General features: G+C 53.5%; 14 protein-coding genes and 1 pseudogene. 10 read left to right on the forward strand and 5 right to left on the reverse strand.

The window, feature by feature from the left end; genetic code table 11:
* Positions 1 to 79: 79 nt before the first annotated feature.
* Together CRO33_RS20535 and CRO33_RS20540 are read left to right on the forward strand one after the other, a co-directional pair.
* Positions 80 to 1,684, forward strand: coding sequence for an EAL domain-containing protein (locus CRO33_RS20535; RefSeq protein ID WP_097119467.1), 1,605 nt, complete (start codon positions 80 to 82; stop codon positions 1,682 to 1,684).
* Entirely contained in the window at positions 1,659 to 2,618 is a 960-nt protein-coding gene (locus tag CRO33_RS20540) for a D-2-hydroxyacid dehydrogenase family protein (RefSeq protein WP_097119394.1), read from the forward strand. The genes CRO33_RS20535 and CRO33_RS20540 overlap by 26 nt, the downstream gene beginning before the upstream one ends.
* Here the strand turns inward: CRO33_RS20540 and CRO33_RS20545 are convergent.
* A complete protein-coding gene (locus tag CRO33_RS20545) occupies positions 2,610 to 3,077 on the reverse strand; it encodes a hypothetical protein (RefSeq protein WP_034819738.1) in 468 nt (155 codons plus the stop codon). The genes CRO33_RS20540 and CRO33_RS20545 overlap by 9 nt on opposite strands.
* 38 nt (positions 3,078 to 3,115) lie before the next feature.
* Between CRO33_RS20545 and CRO33_RS24465 the strand changes: the two genes are divergently transcribed.
* The 4 genes from CRO33_RS24465 (at position 3,116) to CRO33_RS20560 (ending at position 7,341) form a co-directional block, all read left to right on the forward strand.
* Positions 3,116 to 3,430: a hypothetical protein gene (locus CRO33_RS24465; protein ID WP_141399041.1), complete on the forward strand. Its 315-nt coding sequence runs from the start codon at positions 3,116 to 3,118 to the stop codon at positions 3,428 to 3,430.
* A gap of 221 nt (positions 3,431 to 3,651) precedes the next feature.
* A complete protein-coding gene (gene proP, locus CRO33_RS20550; protein WP_034819744.1) occupies positions 3,652 to 5,157 on the forward strand; it encodes a glycine betaine/L-proline transporter ProP in 1,506 nt (501 codons plus the stop codon).
* Positions 5,158 to 5,274: 117 nt separating this feature from the next.
* Positions 5,275 to 6,252 (forward strand): porphobilinogen synthase, encoded by a 978-nt coding sequence (gene hemB / locus CRO33_RS20555; protein WP_097119395.1) that lies wholly within the window; start codon positions 5,275 to 5,277, stop codon positions 6,250 to 6,252.
* A 114-nt stretch (positions 6,253 to 6,366) separates the two neighbouring features.
* Complete coding sequence (locus CRO33_RS20560; RefSeq protein WP_034819748.1) at positions 6,367 to 7,341, forward strand: GGDEF domain-containing protein; 975 nt, start codon at positions 6,367 to 6,369, stop codon at positions 7,339 to 7,341.
* A 40-nt stretch (positions 7,342 to 7,381) separates the two neighbouring features.
* On the opposite strand, the gene CRO33_RS20565 is transcribed toward CRO33_RS20560, so the two are convergent.
* On the reverse strand, positions 7,382 to 8,407 hold the full coding sequence (locus CRO33_RS20565; RefSeq protein ID WP_097119396.1) for an alpha/beta fold hydrolase: 1,026 nt from the start codon (positions 8,405 to 8,407) through the stop codon (positions 7,382 to 7,384).
* A gap of 322 nt (positions 8,408 to 8,729) precedes the next feature.
* On the opposite strand from CRO33_RS20565, the gene CRO33_RS20570 reads away from it, so the two are divergent.
* Positions 8,730 to 9,218, forward strand: coding sequence for a helix-turn-helix domain-containing protein (locus CRO33_RS20570; protein ID WP_097119397.1), 489 nt, complete (start codon positions 8,730 to 8,732; stop codon positions 9,216 to 9,218).
* A 196-nt stretch (positions 9,219 to 9,414) separates the two neighbouring features.
* Here the strand turns inward: CRO33_RS20570 and CRO33_RS20575 are convergent.
* A pseudogene (locus CRO33_RS20575) lies at positions 9,415 to 10,416 on the reverse strand (GlxA family transcriptional regulator).
* A gap of 88 nt (positions 10,417 to 10,504) precedes the next feature.
* Here CRO33_RS20575 and CRO33_RS20580 point away from each other — a divergent pair.
* Positions 10,505 to 11,200, forward strand: coding sequence for a cysteine hydrolase family protein (locus CRO33_RS20580; protein WP_097119398.1), 696 nt, complete (start codon positions 10,505 to 10,507; stop codon positions 11,198 to 11,200).
* Here the strand turns inward: CRO33_RS20580 and CRO33_RS20585 are convergent, their stop codons facing one another.
* A complete protein-coding gene (locus CRO33_RS20585) occupies positions 11,201 to 11,548 on the reverse strand; it encodes a hypothetical protein (RefSeq protein WP_034820073.1) in 348 nt (115 codons plus the stop codon).
* A gap of 280 nt (positions 11,549 to 11,828) precedes the next feature.
* Here CRO33_RS20585 and CRO33_RS20590 point away from each other — a divergent pair, with 280 nt between their 5' ends.
* Entirely contained in the window at positions 11,829 to 12,821 is a 993-nt protein-coding gene (locus CRO33_RS20590; RefSeq protein WP_097119399.1) for a glycosyltransferase family 32 protein, read from the forward strand.
* A gap of 66 nt (positions 12,822 to 12,887) precedes the next feature.
* Here CRO33_RS20590 and CRO33_RS20595 read toward each other — a convergent pair whose 3' ends face one another.
* A complete protein-coding gene (locus CRO33_RS20595) occupies positions 12,888 to 14,072 on the reverse strand; it encodes an NAD(P)/FAD-dependent oxidoreductase (RefSeq protein WP_097119468.1) in 1,185 nt (394 codons plus the stop codon).
* 243 nt (positions 14,073 to 14,315) lie between these two features.
* Between CRO33_RS20595 and pitA the strand changes: the two genes are divergently transcribed.
* Complete coding sequence (gene pitA, locus CRO33_RS20600) at positions 14,316 to 15,815, forward strand: inorganic phosphate transporter PitA (RefSeq protein WP_097119400.1); 1,500 nt, start codon at positions 14,316 to 14,318, stop codon at positions 15,813 to 15,815.
* Positions 15,816 to 15,820 lie beyond the last annotated feature (5 nt).

Raw genomic sequence — 15,820 nt, forward strand, 5'->3', positions numbered from 1 at the left:
CACGGCCCCTGGAAGTGTTATGCTGCTGACGCCGCAGCTTAGCCCTCATCTGCTGCTTAAAATGACCGAGGAAAGTCAGGTGCCACCGCAAAGAAAAAATCGCGATTTTGGCTGGCTGTTAATTGTCTGTGCCGGGTTATTACCACTGGTACTGGGCATCCTTTGTACGGCCATTGAAGCGCGGCACACGGTGAGCCAGCAGCAGATCTCCACCGCTGACTCCTTACTCACTCAAGCCGAAAAAATGAGTGATAACGCCTGGGATATGATCACCCAGCTGCGTCAGTACCATTATCAGCCTTGTGCGAAGATCGAGGATCAACTGCAGCGCGCTGGCACCCTCAACGCCTATTTCCGTTCCGTCGGTCTGCTGAGTGGCGAGAACATCAGCTGCTCATCAGCGTTTGGTTTGGTGCATGGCACCCTGACCCAGATGATGATGCAACCACCGCCGATCACGGGTAAAGCCTGGTGGAGCCTCTCCATTCGTGGCACTTACGGCGTGCCCAATCGGCCCGCCGTGGTGTTTGTGCGTCAACTGCCAGATAGCACCGGCTTCTGGGCGGTGATTGATGGTCAGTATCTGATGGACTTTATGCACGCGATTGGCGAATCGCGTGGCTATCAGATGAGCATGCGCTTTAGCGGCGGTGCACCCATTACCAGCGGCCCGGCCGATATCGAACCCGAACTGTATCTGAAAAGTGAGCCTTATCAGGCCGAATCCGGCCGCTACCCCATTAGCGTGAATGTCACCGTGCCTGCCTCCGAGTTGCTGAAAGCCTGGCGTCAGGCGCTGTTTATCTTCCTGCCGATGGCGGCGATTTTTTCTATCCTGCTGATGGTATTGACCGCCAACTGGCTGCGCCGCCGCATTTCGTGGGCCGATGAAATCCGCCGCGCGATGCGAAGCCGTCAATTCTCGGTCCATTACCAGCCGGTTTACAGCACGGAAATCGAGCGCTGCAAAGGCGCGGAAGCCCTGTTGCGCTGGCAATTGCCGAATGGTGAGATGATTCGTCCGGATATCTTTATCAGCCACGCCGAATCTGAAGGGATCATTGTGCAGCTGACCCAGCATTTGCTGGATCTGATGGCGGAAGATATTCAGGGCTGGCAGGTTGAGCCCGGTTTCCATATTGGCCTGAACGTGGCAGCAGAACACTTGCAACATGCCGATTTCGTGCAGGACATTCAGCGCTTTGCCCGCCGCATTAAAGACAAGCAGATGGTGGTGACGCTGGAGCTCACTGAGCGCAGCCTGATTGATGACGGCGAACTGGTGGCGCGTAAACTCCGCTACCTGCAGTCACACGGCATGAAAGTGGCGATTGATGACTTTGGTACCGGCCACTGCTCACTCTCTTATCTGCTGACCTTCCCGCTGGATTACCTGAAAATCGATCGCGGCTTTATTAACGCCATTGAAGGTCTGGAGGTAGAAACGCCGGTGCTGGATGCCATCATAAATCTGTGCCACAAACTCAAGCTGGATGTGCTCGGTGAAGGTGTGGAGACCTCGTTGCAGTTCGACTACCTGAAGCAACGTGGCGTTGTCTACATTCAGGGCTACTATTATGCCCGTCCGATGGATAATGACCGGTTTCGCGCCTGGCTCAATGAGCAAGGGCGTCAGCCACTTCTCGTTGAGGAATCCCATGAGCCTGAATTGCGTCATTCTTGATGATTACCAAAACGTTGCCCTGTCGCTGGCCGATTGGGCATCGCTGCAACCAACCGTACACACCACCGCACTAACCCAGCATTTTGACAATGAAGATGAGCGGGTGCGCCATATCGAACACGCCGATATCCTCGTTGTTATGCGCGAGCGCACACCACTCACGGCCGAACTGATTGGTCGCTTGCCTAACCTGAAACTGGTGGTCACCTCCGGCATGCGTAATGCCTCGATTGATCTGCACGCCTGTGCCGAGCGCTATATCGCCGTGTGCGGCACCGCCAGCAGCAGCGCTGCACCGATGGAGCTCACCTGGGGTTTGCTGATTGGGCTGGCACGCCACATCAGGTTAGAAAATCAGGCAATGCGCAATAACGGGCCGTGGCAGCAAACGCTGGGGCTCGGTTTGCAGGGCAAAACGTTGGGCTTAGTGGGGCTGGGTAAAATCGGTGGCGAGATGGCCAAAGTGGCGCAGGCCTTTGGGATGCGCGTTTGCGCATGGAGTCAAAATCTCACCGACTCACGCGCGACCGAATGTGGCGCAGAACGGATGCCTTCGCTGCACGCCTTGATGCAAGCGAGCGATTTTGTCTCGGTGCACCTGGTGCTCAGCGAGCGCTCGCGCCACGTGATTGACCACGCTGCACTGGCGCAGATGAAGCCAGGCGCGCTGTTGATCAACACCTCACGCGCCGCACTTGTCGACCAGCAAGCGATGATTGCCGCGCTGCAATCCGGTCAATTGGCTGGCGCCGGAATCGATGTGTTCGAACAGGAACCGCTATCTGCTGACCACCCGTTGCGCCATCTGCCCAATGTGCTGGCCACGCCGCACCTTGGCTATGTCGCCGACAGCAATTACCGCACCTACTTCACGCAGGCAGTGGAAGATATTCAGGGATGGATAAGCGGCGCACCACTGCGATCGCTACTCTGAGCGACGGCGTTTTTCGGCGATACGCAGCGCCACTTCCAGTGTGTCATCCGCCAGCGTGACTGGCGGGCGCTGGCCATTCAGGCGCTGGTTAATACGTTCTAAGGTCGGCGTCAGCTGTCCCACCAACTGCTGATACTCATCAAGCTGGGTAATGGGTTGATTACGCGCGATGCTGGTTTGCGTCAGGCGTTGCAGCTGCCGCAAACTCTCGGCCGCCTGGCTGGTGAGCAATCCCGCCTGCCGCCAGGTTTTCAGGCGTTTCAGCAGTTCATCAGGTTGTTGGGCCAGTAATGCCAATTGGGCATCGGCACGTTCACCGCAGTCAATCCAGCCAATCGGTGCCACAGGATCGGTGAACGTTCGCCGTGCATCAGGCGCATAATTGATAAGATTCCTTTCTACACTGTCAATTTGCGACAGCCAGGGATTCTCAAACAATCGGGCGTTTTTTCTCGACATGAACACTCCACCTGAGCCAGGCGGCAGAGTATTACCGAATGATGACAGGCTGGCAAGCAAAGCTTACCGCTTCGCTTAATGATAAGAATTTCTTATTTATTTGCGCAACAATCAGGTATAGCAATCAAGCCGCCACTTGTCAGAACAATGGATTAATCAATCAGCGATGCGCAGTTGATATCGCTGATAATCATCAAAATTTTCTCCGCGTTTTTTTCAGAAAAAAAATAAATGACACCCTTTGCCACCTTTTTGATGCATTCCTGGCTGAAACGCACGCATTACGCGGCCTGACGCGCGATAACCAGGATTTTATAAGCTGCGTTTCCCCCCTCATTCAGCCAGAGTTTTAGCCAAAAAATAGCCAGTTGCTGGCTGAAACATGACAAATATCACACAAAATCGGTATACTCTGTCGCGGGACGTAATCATTTCGCCCCTAATTATTACCGTTGCTACGCCGGATAAATCCCTCTTTCACGGCTATGCTTAAATCTTCTCAACGCCGTGGACTGGCCACAAAATGTAGTCTGCAGCGTTGAGGATTTTTCGAATTCCAATACAGGGTTACAACATGAAACTACGTAGGAAGCGTGTAAAACCTATCGGGCTGGATGACGTCACGATTATCGATGACGCCCGTTTACGTAAAGCCATTACCGCTGCGTCTCTGGGCAACGCGATGGAGTGGTTTGATTTCGGTGTTTATGGCTTTGTGGCGTATGCGCTGGGTAAGGTGTTCTTCCCGGATGCGTCGCCAAGCGTGCAGATGATTGCTGCACTGGGTACCTTCTCGGTTCCCTTCCTGATTCGTCCATTAGGCGGTCTGTTCTTTGGTATGCTCGGCGACAAATACGGTCGTCAGAAAATCCTCTCTATCACCATTGTCATCATGTCGATCAGTACCTTCTGTATCGGCCTGATCCCCTCTTATGCCACCATCGGCATCTGGGCACCGATTCTGCTGCTGCTGGCGAAAATGGCGCAGGGCTTCTCGGTGGGCGGTGAATATACCGGTGCCTCGATCTTTGTCGCGGAATATTCGCCGGACCGTAAGCGTGGCTTTATGGGCAGCTGGCTCGACTTCGGCTCCATAGCCGGCTTCGTGCTGGGTGCGGGCGTCGTGGTGCTGATTTCCACCGTCATCGGTGAAGCGAAATTCCTGGAGTGGGGCTGGCGTCTGCCGTTCTTCCTCGCGCTACCGTTAGGGATCATCGGTCTGTATCTGCGTCACGCGCTGGAAGAGACACCGGCGTTCCAGCAGCACGTTGATAAGCTGGAACAAGGCGATCGTGAAGGTCTGCGTGACGGCCCGAAAGTATCCTTCAAAGAGATCGCCACCAAGCACTGGAAAAGTCTGCTGGCCTGTATCGGTCTGGTGATTGCCACCAACGTGACCTACTACATGTTGCTGACCTACATGCCGAGCTACCTGTCGCATAACCTGCACTACTCGGAAGATCACGGCGTGCTGATCATTATCGCCATCATGATGGGTATGCTGTTTGTGCAGCCGGTGATGGGCATGCTAAGTGACCGCTTTGGCCGTCGCCCGTTTATCATCATTGGCAGTATCGCGCTGTTCGCCTTCTCGATTCCGGCCTTTATGTTGATTAACAGCGGCGTGCTGGGGCTGATTTTTGCGGGTCTGCTGCTGCTGGCGGTGATCCTTAACGCCTTTACCGGCGTGATGGCTTCGTCGCTGCCGGCGATGTTCCCAACGCACATTCGTTACAGTGCGCTGGCCAGTGCCTTCAATATCTCGGTACTGATTGCCGGTTTAACCCCGACCTTCGCCGCGTGGTTGGTTGAAACAACCAACAATCTGTATATGCCGGCTTATTATCTGATGGTGGTCGCGGTGATTGGTTTGATCACGGGTATCTATATGAAAGAGACCGCCAACAAGCCGCTGCGCGGTGCCACACCGGCGGCGTCGGATATTGAAGAAGCGCGTGAAATCCTGCAGGAGCATCACGACAACATTGAGCAGAAAATCGAAGATATTGATGAAGAGATCGCTAAGCTCGAGGCGAAACGTAAAAACCTGGTGCAGCAGCACCCGGACATCAACGAGTAATCTTCCCCACTCCCGCCGCGCGGCGGGAGTTTTCGTTTCCGCACACAATCCTTCATCCCCGCTGGCGAAAAGGGGTAAACTGTTGTCACTTTTTTCACCAGCAAAAGTTGTACGAACATGTCTGAATTCAATCTTCTCCAACGTCCAAGAAGACTGCGCAAAAGCGCATCAATGCGTGAAATGTTCCAGGAATCCCACCTTCGTCTGAGCGATCTGGCCCTGCCAATCTTCGTTGAAGAAGGCGTGGACGATTACGTGCCGATTAACGCCATGCCGGGTGTGATGCGTATTCCTGAGAAACGTCTCGCCTATGAGATTGAGCGTATCGCCAAAGCCGGTATTCGCTCTGTGATGACCTTCGGTATCTCGCATCACACGGACGCAACCGGCAGCGATGCATGGAATGAGAATGGCCTGGTGGCGCGTATGTCGCGTATCTGCAAAGACACCGTGCCAGAAATGATCGTGATGTCCGATACCTGCTTCTGTGAATACACCAGCCACGGCCACTGTGGCGTGCTGTGCGATCACGGCGTGGATAACGACCAGACATTGATTAACCTCGGCAAACAAGCCGTGGTCGCCGCGCAAGCCGGTGCGGATTTTATCGCCCCTTCAGCGGCAATGGATGGCCAGGTGAAAGCCATTCGTCAGGCGCTGGATGCCGCAGGCTTCATCGATACGGCCATCATGTCTTACTCCACCAAGTTCGCTTCTTCATTCTACGGTCCGTTCCGGGAAGCAGCAGGAACGGCATTAAAAGGCGATCGTAAAACTTATCAGATGAATCCGATGAACCGCCGTGAAGCGATTCGCGAGTCCCTGATTGATGAAGCCGAAGGGGCTGATTCACTGATGGTAAAACCGGCGGGTGCTTACCTCGATATTCTGCGTGATATCCGCGAACGCACTACTCTGCCGCTGGCTGCGTACCAGGTGAGTGGTGAATACGCGATGATCAAATTCGCCGCGCAGGCGGGTGCCATCGACGAACGTAATGTGGTTCTGGAAAGCCTTGGTGCGATTAAACGTGCCGGTGCTGACCTGATTTTCAGCTATTTTGCCCTTGATCTTGCCGAGCAAAAAGTGCTCTGAAAATCGTTACGCTTAGCAATGGATATCGCAACCGTTGCTAAGCGCTTTATGCCGTTATGGCAGCAAAGCACCAGTCAAGTTGTACCCGAATAATTTAAAAGAAAGAGTAACGCGATGAAAGCACCTGCACTGCCTGCGGACGAGTCACGTCGTCTGGCCCAGTTACGTGCGCTCAACATTCTGCACACGCCTGCAGAAGAGCGTTTTGATCGTTTAACCCGCCTTGCTCGTCGTTTGTTCGGCGTGCCGGTTGCGCTGGTTAGCCTGCTGGAGGAGGACCACCAGTGGTTCAAATCTATCGCTGGCCAAAGCGCGGCGACCGCACCCCGTAATACGTCGTTCTGTGGCCACGCGGTCCTGCAAGACGATGTGATGGTGGTCGAAAACGCCCTTGAAGATGAGCGTTTCCACGATAATCCGTTAGTGAAAACCTCAGAGAATCCCGTGCGCTTTTACGCGGGTTGTCCGCTGCGTACGCCAGCGGGTGCCAAAGTGGGCACGCTCTGTATCGTCGACCACCATGCGCGCGAATTTAATGCGGATGACATGAATACGCTGCGCGATTTGGCCGCGATGGCCGAAGCAGAGTTGGTGGCGTTCCAGACAGCGACCTCGGATGAACTGACACAAATCACCAACCGTCGCGGATTTATGACGCTGGGACAGCTCGCGCTGAATGAGTGCGAAGTCAGGCAACTCCCGGCCAGTTTGACCTTCCTCGACCTCGACCGTTTCAAAGCTATCAATGATACGCTCGGCCACCGCGAGGGGGATCGTGCATTGATGGATTTTGCGGATGCGATGAAAGTGAGTTTCCGCCACGCTGATATCTTTGCCCGCCTGGGCGGTGATGAGTTTGTGGTGCTGTTTAACGGCTTACAGCAGGCCGATGCCGAGGGCGTTTTGGCGCGCTTTGATCGTTTCCTGCAAAAGCAAACTCAGGATCTCGACCGCCGCTACGCACTGCACTTCTCATCAGGCATTGTGGAGTTTGATCCCGACCATCCGCTGTCGCTGGAACAGCTGCTGGAAGGCAGCGATGCGCGTATGTACGAAGCCAAAAACGGCAAAAAAAAGCAGGCACAGTAATGCCAGGGCGTGCATAAGCACGCCCATTTGCCACCGCATCTTACAATGGACGCGCCAGATCGCTAATCAGCGTCTGATTAAACTTCTGCGGCTCTTCCATCTGCGGCGCATGTCCCATACCTGGGAACTCAATTAAATGTGCCTCCGGAATCATCTTTGTCACCTGTTTGCCCAACACATTGTAATGACCTAACTGCGCGTTGATCGCAGCGGGAGCAATATCGCTGCCAATCGCGGTGGTATCGGCGGTTCCGATCATTAGCGTTGTCGGCACTTTCAGGTCTTTGAATTCGTAATAGACCGGCTGGGTGAAAATCATGTCGTAAATGAGCGCAGAGTTCCACGCCACCTTCTTGTGGCCTGGCCCGCTGTTGAGACCTGCCAGCATATCCACCCACTTGTCGTACTCCGGCTTCCACTGACCGCTGTAGTAAGTCGTCTGCTCATACTTTTTGATACCCGCCGCACTGAGCTTCAGTTCGCGCTGATACCACTGATCCACCGAGCGCCACGGTGCGCCTTTGGCTTTCCAATCCTCCAGTCCAATCGGGTTCACCAGCACCAGCTTCTGTGTCTGCTGTGGATACATCAGCGCATAGCGCGTCGCCAGCATGCCACCGGTTGAATGCCCGATAATCACCGCCTTAGCAACGCCAAGATGCGCTAACAGTTGATGGGTATTCAGCGCCAGTTGCTGGAAGCTGTATTGGTAATTGGCGGGTTTCGTCGAGCTGCAAAAGCCAATCTGGTCCGGCGCAATCACCCGATATCCCTGCTGGCTAAGCGCTTTGATGGTGTCTTCCCAGGTTGCACCACAAAAATTCTTACCGTGCAGTAATACCACCGTTTGACCATTAGCCTGCTGCGCGGGTTTGACATCCATGTACCCCATGCTCAGCGGTTGCTGCTGTGAGGAGAAATTAAAGTGTTCAAGTGGATAGGGATACTGAAAACCTTCCAACTGCTCGCCATACACATTGGCCGCTAACGCGGAGGTGGTGGGTAGCGCAGCCATCGCCGTCAAAATCACGGCAAGTGACTGTTTTAGCGGGAAACGAAAAGCCATGCGCACTGCTCCTGAGCTATGAAAAAACCATCAGTCTGGCACGTTAATCGCCAGTGCGTATTGATGAGGTGTGCCAGCGCCACGTTTTCTCATACTGTTAAGCTCGGCAAAGTGATGGAAAATTTGAGTTAAAAATAACGGGCGTGATTACGCTAAATATTCAACATCGATTCAACAAAAGCGGCCTTAATTTCACTAAAAGCAAGACCAGCCTTGATGACAAATAATAAAACAGCCAATTCCTTATAAAACTTTACGTTAATCGGATGTATGGAAAGATTAATTATTTTACACTATGTCCAGTTAATGGAGGATCAAAAAGATGCCGCAAAAATACAACGAAGGGGTTATTGATTCGGTGACCAAATGGATTATGGACAATCTGGATCAGCGCTTAAGCATTGATGATATCGCCGTGAAATCGGGTTATTCTAAATGGTATTTGCAGAAATTATTTGCCCGCTATCATAATGAAACGCTGGCACGGTATATCCGTAAAAAGAAACTGGCATGCTGTGTCAGCGAGCTGAAATACAGCAACGCACCGATCATCAGTCTGGCCGTAAAATACCATTTTGAAAGCCAGCAATCGTTCACTCGCTCCTTTAAGCAAGTGATGGGTTGCACCCCACTCTACTGCCGTAAGCGTCAGCTGGGGAGCGAAGCCGAGCAGCAATCGAAAGAGAGCACTGATCCATGCGTGATTTGCCGTAAGCATGGATTTAACAGCAGTGAGAAAATGAAAGAAGTGAGAACGCCAGCGCTGCGCTCAGGTCAATTTCCCTCACGTATTGATTGTGTGATGCGTTAATAATTCGCGTCACTATTTTTCTTTGCAGGATTTGCATAACAACGGATGGTTCGCCATCCGTTGTTAAGAATAGCCCTCATTGGCCACGCTGAAATATTCTTCTCATCAGATAGCCTGTCAAAATGATCCGGGAATAATTTTACCCGTCCTATTTTCAATGCATTCTTATCAATAGGTTGATTTACAAACCATTAATTCACACCCGACCACGAAATGTTTTCCGGTATTGTAACGGAGACGTATTCAAATTCTTTTTAAAATGTCGCCTTAACATTAATGGCGAAGAGAATCCGGCTTTTTCTGCGATCAGCTCAATCGGCTGGTCGGTTTTTTCCAAAAATCGCTGCGCCAATGCCAGACGCTGATTCACTAACCAATCACTGAAACAGCTGCCGGTGGTTTGGTTAAAACGGCGCGTAAAACTGCGACGACTCATCAACGCTCTCTCCGCCAACTGATCCAGCGTGAGGGCCTGCTGCAAATTTTCGGTGGCCCAACTGAGCGCCGACATAAATCAATCGTTGCCCGCCGAGTGATAGACCGGCTGCTCAATATATTGTGCCTGGCCGCCCTGCCGATGCGGCGGTACCACCAGCATGCGCGCCACACTGTTGGCCACATCCACTCCACACTGTTCACGCACCAGATGCAGGCAGCAATCGATACTCGCTGCAGTGCCCGCCGAGGTCACAATCTGCCCTTCGTCGATATACAACACGTCACGGTCAATCGTCACATCGGGGTAAAGCCGTTCAAAATCACTCATCCAACGCCAGTGTGTCGTGGCGCGCTGCTGATGCAGCAAGCCAGCGGCTCCAAGCACAAAGGCGCCAAGACACAAGCCAACAATCTGAGCCCCACGCTGGGCAGCCTGCTGTAACGCCTGCAACAACGCGGGCGGTGGCGCAACGGCAGGATCGCTCCAGCTGGGCACCACCACCATATCCGCTTCGGCCAGCATAGCCAGTTCATGCTCCGCGACAATCGAAAAACCGCTGTTGGTGCGAAGCGGACCGGCGTGGGTGGCACAGATCATTAATTGGTAGCAAGCTCGGCCATCTTCGCGTTCCGCCTTCTCAAACACCGCACAGGGAACGGAAAGATGAAACGGGATGATGTCGTCAAACACCACAATACCGACCTTAATGGGCGCATCCAGGTGCGCCATTTTTGGCGCAAAGTGAACGTTATTTGTCATGCGCAGTACTCCTTCACTTTCGGCACAATCGCCATACTGCTGTGCATCGGAAGTCACCCTGACTTCTCAATCAAAGAGATGATTAGTGATGAAAAACCTTTTTGCTTCAGGCACCTTAGCATTAGCGATGGCAATTTCAGGCAGCGCTATTGCCGAAGAACACAAAGCTGAAAATGCACCGACCATTCGTACCATGAGCGGTGCCACCGCCACCCCCCAGCTGACGGCCAATCAAACCGCGGTCATCGTGATTGATATTCAGAACGAATACTTCGCTGGCGGCAAAATGCCCATTCCAGACGGTATGAAAGCACTGCAAAACAGCAAGCGCCTGGTTGAATTTGCACACAAGCATGGCATGCCGGTGTTCTTCGTCCGCCATGAAGGCGCGGCAGATGGCCCGCTGTTCGCCAAAGGCAGCCGCTTCGCTGAATTCCACAAGGATTTGCAGCCGGGCAAAAATGATCGTGTCATTACCAAAGCCACACCGAGTTCTTTCGTGGGAACCGATTTGAAACAACAACTCGACAGTCTGGGCATCAAGCAGTTAATTGTCACCGGTCTAATGACCCATATGTGCGTGTCGTCCACCGCACGTGATGCCGTACCGCTTGGCTACTCGGTCATTATCCCGGAAGATGCCACCGCCACGCGCGATCTGGCGACCTGGGATAACAAGGTAGTCGATCACAAGGTGCTGCAGCAGAGCGCATTGACAGGCGTTGCTGATGTGTTTGCCGAGATCAAAACCACCGACGCGGTATTAGCGCTGCCCGTGCATTAATCACTGCACTGCTTTACCCGGTAATAACTTTTCAGACATCACCTTGCGGCAGGACAGACTCTCCTGCCGCGCCTGCTGTTGCTGCTCCGCTGACAAATCCTGCCACACGCTTTGCAGATGTTCTGCCAGACCTGACTGGAAATGAATTTTCTGCAGCGCATAGTCCGAGTTGCTGCCTTCAATAATCTGTTGCATCGCCAGGGGTGAGTTGTCGCGCCCATCATGGGTCAAGGTGCAGAACATGGCGATGTAATAGCCTTTATCTTCATCGCTATAGTGCGGCATCAGCCACCAGACAGCCGCGCTGATGACGATAAGCACGGGCAGAAGGAATTTAAGTTTGAACATGGAATCATGGGCCTGTTGGAAAAAACGCGGCGATCTTAACAGATTCATCGGTTAACAGCCCTTAAACACCCACGGCAACGGTACGGCAAGTGAATGCGCCTGCGTATTCTCTGAAAGTAACGTTTTCAGAGTTTATTTATTGAGCAGCTCGGCGCTGTTTGTTAATTTTGAGCCACTTTTCGCGCCATTGCGCTTCATCGTGCCCGCTGTCACAGGGCCAGTTTTTCGCCCTAAAGCGGCAGAAGCTGGGATAGCGGCCGACAGGGTTACAGGAATGATCATGTCCAACCATAAACTTAAAATGCATTTGATTTCGCTGGCGTTGCTGGCGGAAAAAAAGCTGACCACACGCAAACGCCTTCCCGCCTATCACGCCGCAGCCGAACAGGATATTAACCTGCAGGGTCGTGCTAATCCGCCTGCGCCCATTCCGCGTCAGGTTTGGATGTACTGGGAAAGTGAAAAGCTCCCGGCTGAAGTCCAGATTTTTGTCGATAAGATTGCCCGTGAAAACCCTGGCTATGCGTTGACGGTAATCAACAATCTCAATCTGCATGACTATTTACCAGGCCTGAAGTTTGTCCACGCGGGGATGCGGGCTTCGCACAAAAGCGATGTGATTCGCCTGGAGCTGCTGCATCGTTATGGCGGAATCTGGATGGATGCCACCATTATCCTCAATCGCAGCCTCGATGAGCTGTTAGCGGTGAATGCGGATGAGCGTTATGACCTGGTGGCTTTTTATCGCGAGGAATCCACCCGCGATCGCGCTTATCCGGTTATGGAATCCTGGTTTCTCGCCGCGCCGAAAAACAATGCCTTTATCGGCCGCTGGCTGCACTGCTTCCGTCCGATTGTGGAGTTAGGCTCTGAAGCCTTCTTCCAGCAATTATTGGCGCTGCCGAACTACGACACAATTCTGCAGGGCATCAAGACGCCGGATTATCTGGTGGTGTATATCGCTCAGCAGCAGGCGCTGCGGGAAGAGAATCACTACAACTTCTACTTACGCAAAGCGGAAGCCGGTGCGTTATTGTATCAAACGCTGAGCGGCTGGCGTCCGGTGAAGCTGAGCCGCATGCTGATGGTGGACGCTTTACCGGAGGTGTTGCCACCGGTGTATAAGCTCACCAGCTTTGACCGCAAATATATCGCAACGCATCTGAAGTATGGCGTGGTCAACAGCGATAGCCTGCTGGGGCAAGTATTGCTGCACGACCAGCCGAAAAACCTGACACCTGCAGTGACGCCGTTACGCAGAGCCAGGCATTAGCGCTGCAACCTCAGCATAAAGCTGAACCTCGTACACTGGCGTCGCCTTTGATGGCGACGTGATAACTCACAGCGCCTGCGCACATGCCCAGGCTGAACTCCACGCCCACTGGAAGTTGTATCCGCCGAGCCAGCCGGTGACGTCCACCACTTCACCAATAAAGTACAAACCGGGCACATCGCGCGCTTCCATGGTTTTGGAGGAGAGTTGCGTGGTATCGACGCCGCCCATCGTCACTTCGGCAGTGCGATAACCTTCGGTGCCATTCGGCTGCACGCGCCACTGATGCAACGTGATGACCAACTCGGCCTGCTGCTTGCTATTGAGCTGCTTCAGCGTCACATCCGGGATCTGCTTCAGCTCCTGCAACACTTCCACCAGACGCTTCGGCAGGATTTTCGCCAGGCTGTTTTTCAGGCTGAGATTCGGATGCGCCTCGCGCTGCACGTTGATGAATTCTTCCAGCGAGGTTTCCGGCGACAGGTTAATGGTGACAAACTCACCCGGCTGCCAGTAGCTGGAGATTTGCAATACCGCCGGACCCGACAAACCGCGATGGGTAAACAGCATCGCTTCTTTAAACAGCGTGCCATCCTGCGCGGTGATGGTGGTGGGCAATGACACACCCGATAAGGAATTCAGCTGCTCAAGCAGTGGCTTATGCAGCGTAAACGGCACCAGGGCTGCGCGCGTCGGGAACACTTTCAAACCAAACTGCTCGGCCACTTTATACCCGAATGGTGTCGCGCCCAGACCCGGCATCGATAAGCCACCGCTGGCGATCACCAATTTCTCAGCCTGCACCTCGGAGCCATTCAGTTGCAGCCTGTAGCCATTTTCATCACGCGTCACGCTCAGCACTTCACTGCGCAAGCGCAACGTAACCTGCCCGTCTTCGCACTCTTTTAACAGCAAATCCACGATCTGCTGCGCCGACTCATCGCAGAACAACTGGCCGAGGGTTTTCTCGTGATACGCAATCTTGTGGCGATTCACCAGATCGATGAAGTCCCACTGGGTGTAACGCGCCAATGCCGACTTGCTGAAATGCGGATTGTGCGAGAGATACGCCGCCGGTTCGGTGTACATATTGGTGAAGTTGCAGCGGCCGCCGCCGGACATCAGGATTTTACGTCCCGCTTTTTTGCCGTTATCCAGCAACAGCACCCGACGACCCAACTGCCCTGCCTGCGCCGCACAGAACATGCCGGCAGCGCCTGCACCTATTACGATAACGTCAAACTTGTCCACAGCGTCTAATCCACATAATTGAAAGGCGGTGATTGTAGAGATCTGCGGCATTTCGCGCCAGCGTCAAAAAAATGCCGTAAATGTGTCATATTGTAACTCGCTTATTTTTCAGTCTTTTTACCTTGTCTGATGGGGTTTGTGGCAATTTTAAGACAAAAAAGGACTATATTTTCCTTTCACATCATGCGGGTTGTCGCCGATAATGCGCCGCGTTCATGTCCTCCAAAAAATGGCGTAACGTTTATGCTACATCTGTTCGCTGGTCTTGACCTCAGTACCGGCCTGTTTTTGGTTATCGCTCTGCTGTTTGTATTGTTCTATGAGGCAATCAACGGTTTCCACGACACTGCTAACGCAGTCGCTACCGTCATCTATACCCGCGCGATGCGGGCGCAATTGGCGGTTGTGATGGCGGGTGTTTTCAACTTCTTAGGCGTTTTGCTGGGCGGCTTGAGCGTGGCTTATGCCATCGTGCATATGCTGCCAACTGATTTACTGCTGAATGTGGGTTCCGCTCACGGCCTGGCCATGGTGTTCTCCATGCTGCTGGCGGCGATTATCTGGAACTTAGGTACCTGGTATCTGGGCTTACCGGCATCCAGTTCTCACACCCTGATTGGCGCGATTATCGGTATTGGTCTCACCAATGCGCTGATGACCGGCACCTCGGTGGTTGATGCCCTCAACCTGCCGAAAGTCATTAATATCTTCCTGTCACTGATCCTGTCGCCGATTGTCGGCCTGGTGATTGCGGGCTCGCTGATTTTCATCCTGCGTCGTTACTGGAGCGGAACCCCTAAACGTTCGCGCATCCACATGACACCGGCTGACCGTGAAAAGATCGATGGCAAGAAGAAGCCACCGTTCTGGACGCGTATTGCCTTGATCGTTTCGGCGATTGGCGTGAGCTACTCCCACGGTGCGAACGATGGTCAGAAAGGCATTGGCCTGATTATGTTAGTGCTAATCGGTGTTGCGCCTGCGGGTTTCGTGGTCAACATGAATGCCTCAGGTTATGACATCACCCGTACTCGCGATGCGGTGAATCATCTGGAACAGTATTATCAGCAGCACAGCGATTCACTCACCCATATCGTCCAGATGGCGCCGCCTGCGGTGCCAACGCCGGAAGAGTCTGTGGGCGGGCCGCATGAGTTCCATTGCGACAGCAGTCGTGCGCTGCAGGCTATCAATCGTGCACAAGTGTTGCTGACCAATCTGAACAGCTATGACCAACTGACGGTGGATCAGCGCAGCCAGATGCGTCGCCTGTTGATGTGCGTCTCGGACACGGCCGATAAAGCCGCGAAACTGCCAGAGACCACCCCGGACGATAAGCGCTTCCTTAACAAGTTGAAGGGCGATTTGCTGGGCACCGTCGAGTACGCGCCGATCTGGATCATCATGGCGGTGGCGTTAGCGCTGGGCATTGGCACCATGATTGGCTGGCGTCGCGTGGCGACCACCATCGGTGAGAAAATCGGTAAGAAAGGCATGACTTATGCGCAAGGCATGTCAGCGCAGGTCACTGCGGCTGTGTCGATTGGTATCGCGAGCTATACCGGAATGCCGGTTTCCACCACGCATATCCTGTCATCATCCGTTGCCGGTACCATGCTGGTGGATGGCGGTGGATTACAGAGCCGTACGATCAAAAACATCGCCATGGCGTGGGTGTTCACCCTGCCGGTCTGTATTGTGCTGTCAGGTTCGCTCTACTGGATAGCGCTGAAAATTATCTAAGCCGC

Origin of the sequence: Pantoea sp. GL120224-02, assembly GCF_900215395.1 — a bacterium.
GTDB classification, from domain to species: Bacteria; Pseudomonadota; Gammaproteobacteria; order Enterobacterales; family Enterobacteriaceae; genus Pantoea; species Pantoea communis.

Bases quoted from the DNA above. Each gene is read 5' to 3' on its own strand.
- CRO33_RS20585 (WP_034820073.1), bottom strand. From the start codon at position 11,548: ATGTTCAAACTTAAATTCCTTCTGCCCGTGCTTATCGTCATCAGCGCG.
- pitA (WP_097119400.1), top strand. From the start codon at position 14,316: ATGCTACATCTGTTCGCTGGTCTTGACCTCAGTACCGGCCTGTTTTTG.
- proP (WP_034819744.1), top strand. From the start codon at position 3,652: ATGAAACTACGTAGGAAGCGTGTAAAACCTATCGGGCTGGATGACGTC.
- CRO33_RS20540 (WP_097119394.1), top strand. From the start codon at position 1,659: ATGAGCCTGAATTGCGTCATTCTTGATGATTACCAAAACGTTGCCCTG.
- CRO33_RS20580 (WP_097119398.1), top strand. From the start codon at position 10,505: ATGAAAAACCTTTTTGCTTCAGGCACCTTAGCATTAGCGATGGCAATT.
- CRO33_RS24465 (WP_141399041.1), top strand. From the start codon at position 3,116: ATGATGACAGGCTGGCAAGCAAAGCTTACCGCTTCGCTTAATGATAAG.
- CRO33_RS20590 (WP_097119399.1), top strand. From the start codon at position 11,829: ATGTCCAACCATAAACTTAAAATGCATTTGATTTCGCTGGCGTTGCTG.
- hemB (WP_097119395.1), top strand. From the start codon at position 5,275: ATGTCTGAATTCAATCTTCTCCAACGTCCAAGAAGACTGCGCAAAAGC.
- CRO33_RS20570 (WP_097119397.1), top strand. From the start codon at position 8,730: ATGCCGCAAAAATACAACGAAGGGGTTATTGATTCGGTGACCAAATGG.
- CRO33_RS20565 (WP_097119396.1), bottom strand. From the start codon at position 8,407: ATGGCTTTTCGTTTCCCGCTAAAACAGTCACTTGCCGTGATTTTGACG.
- CRO33_RS20545 (WP_034819738.1), bottom strand. From the start codon at position 3,077: ATGTCGAGAAAAAACGCCCGATTGTTTGAGAATCCCTGGCTGTCGCAA.
- CRO33_RS20560 (WP_034819748.1), top strand. From the start codon at position 6,367: ATGAAAGCACCTGCACTGCCTGCGGACGAGTCACGTCGTCTGGCCCAG.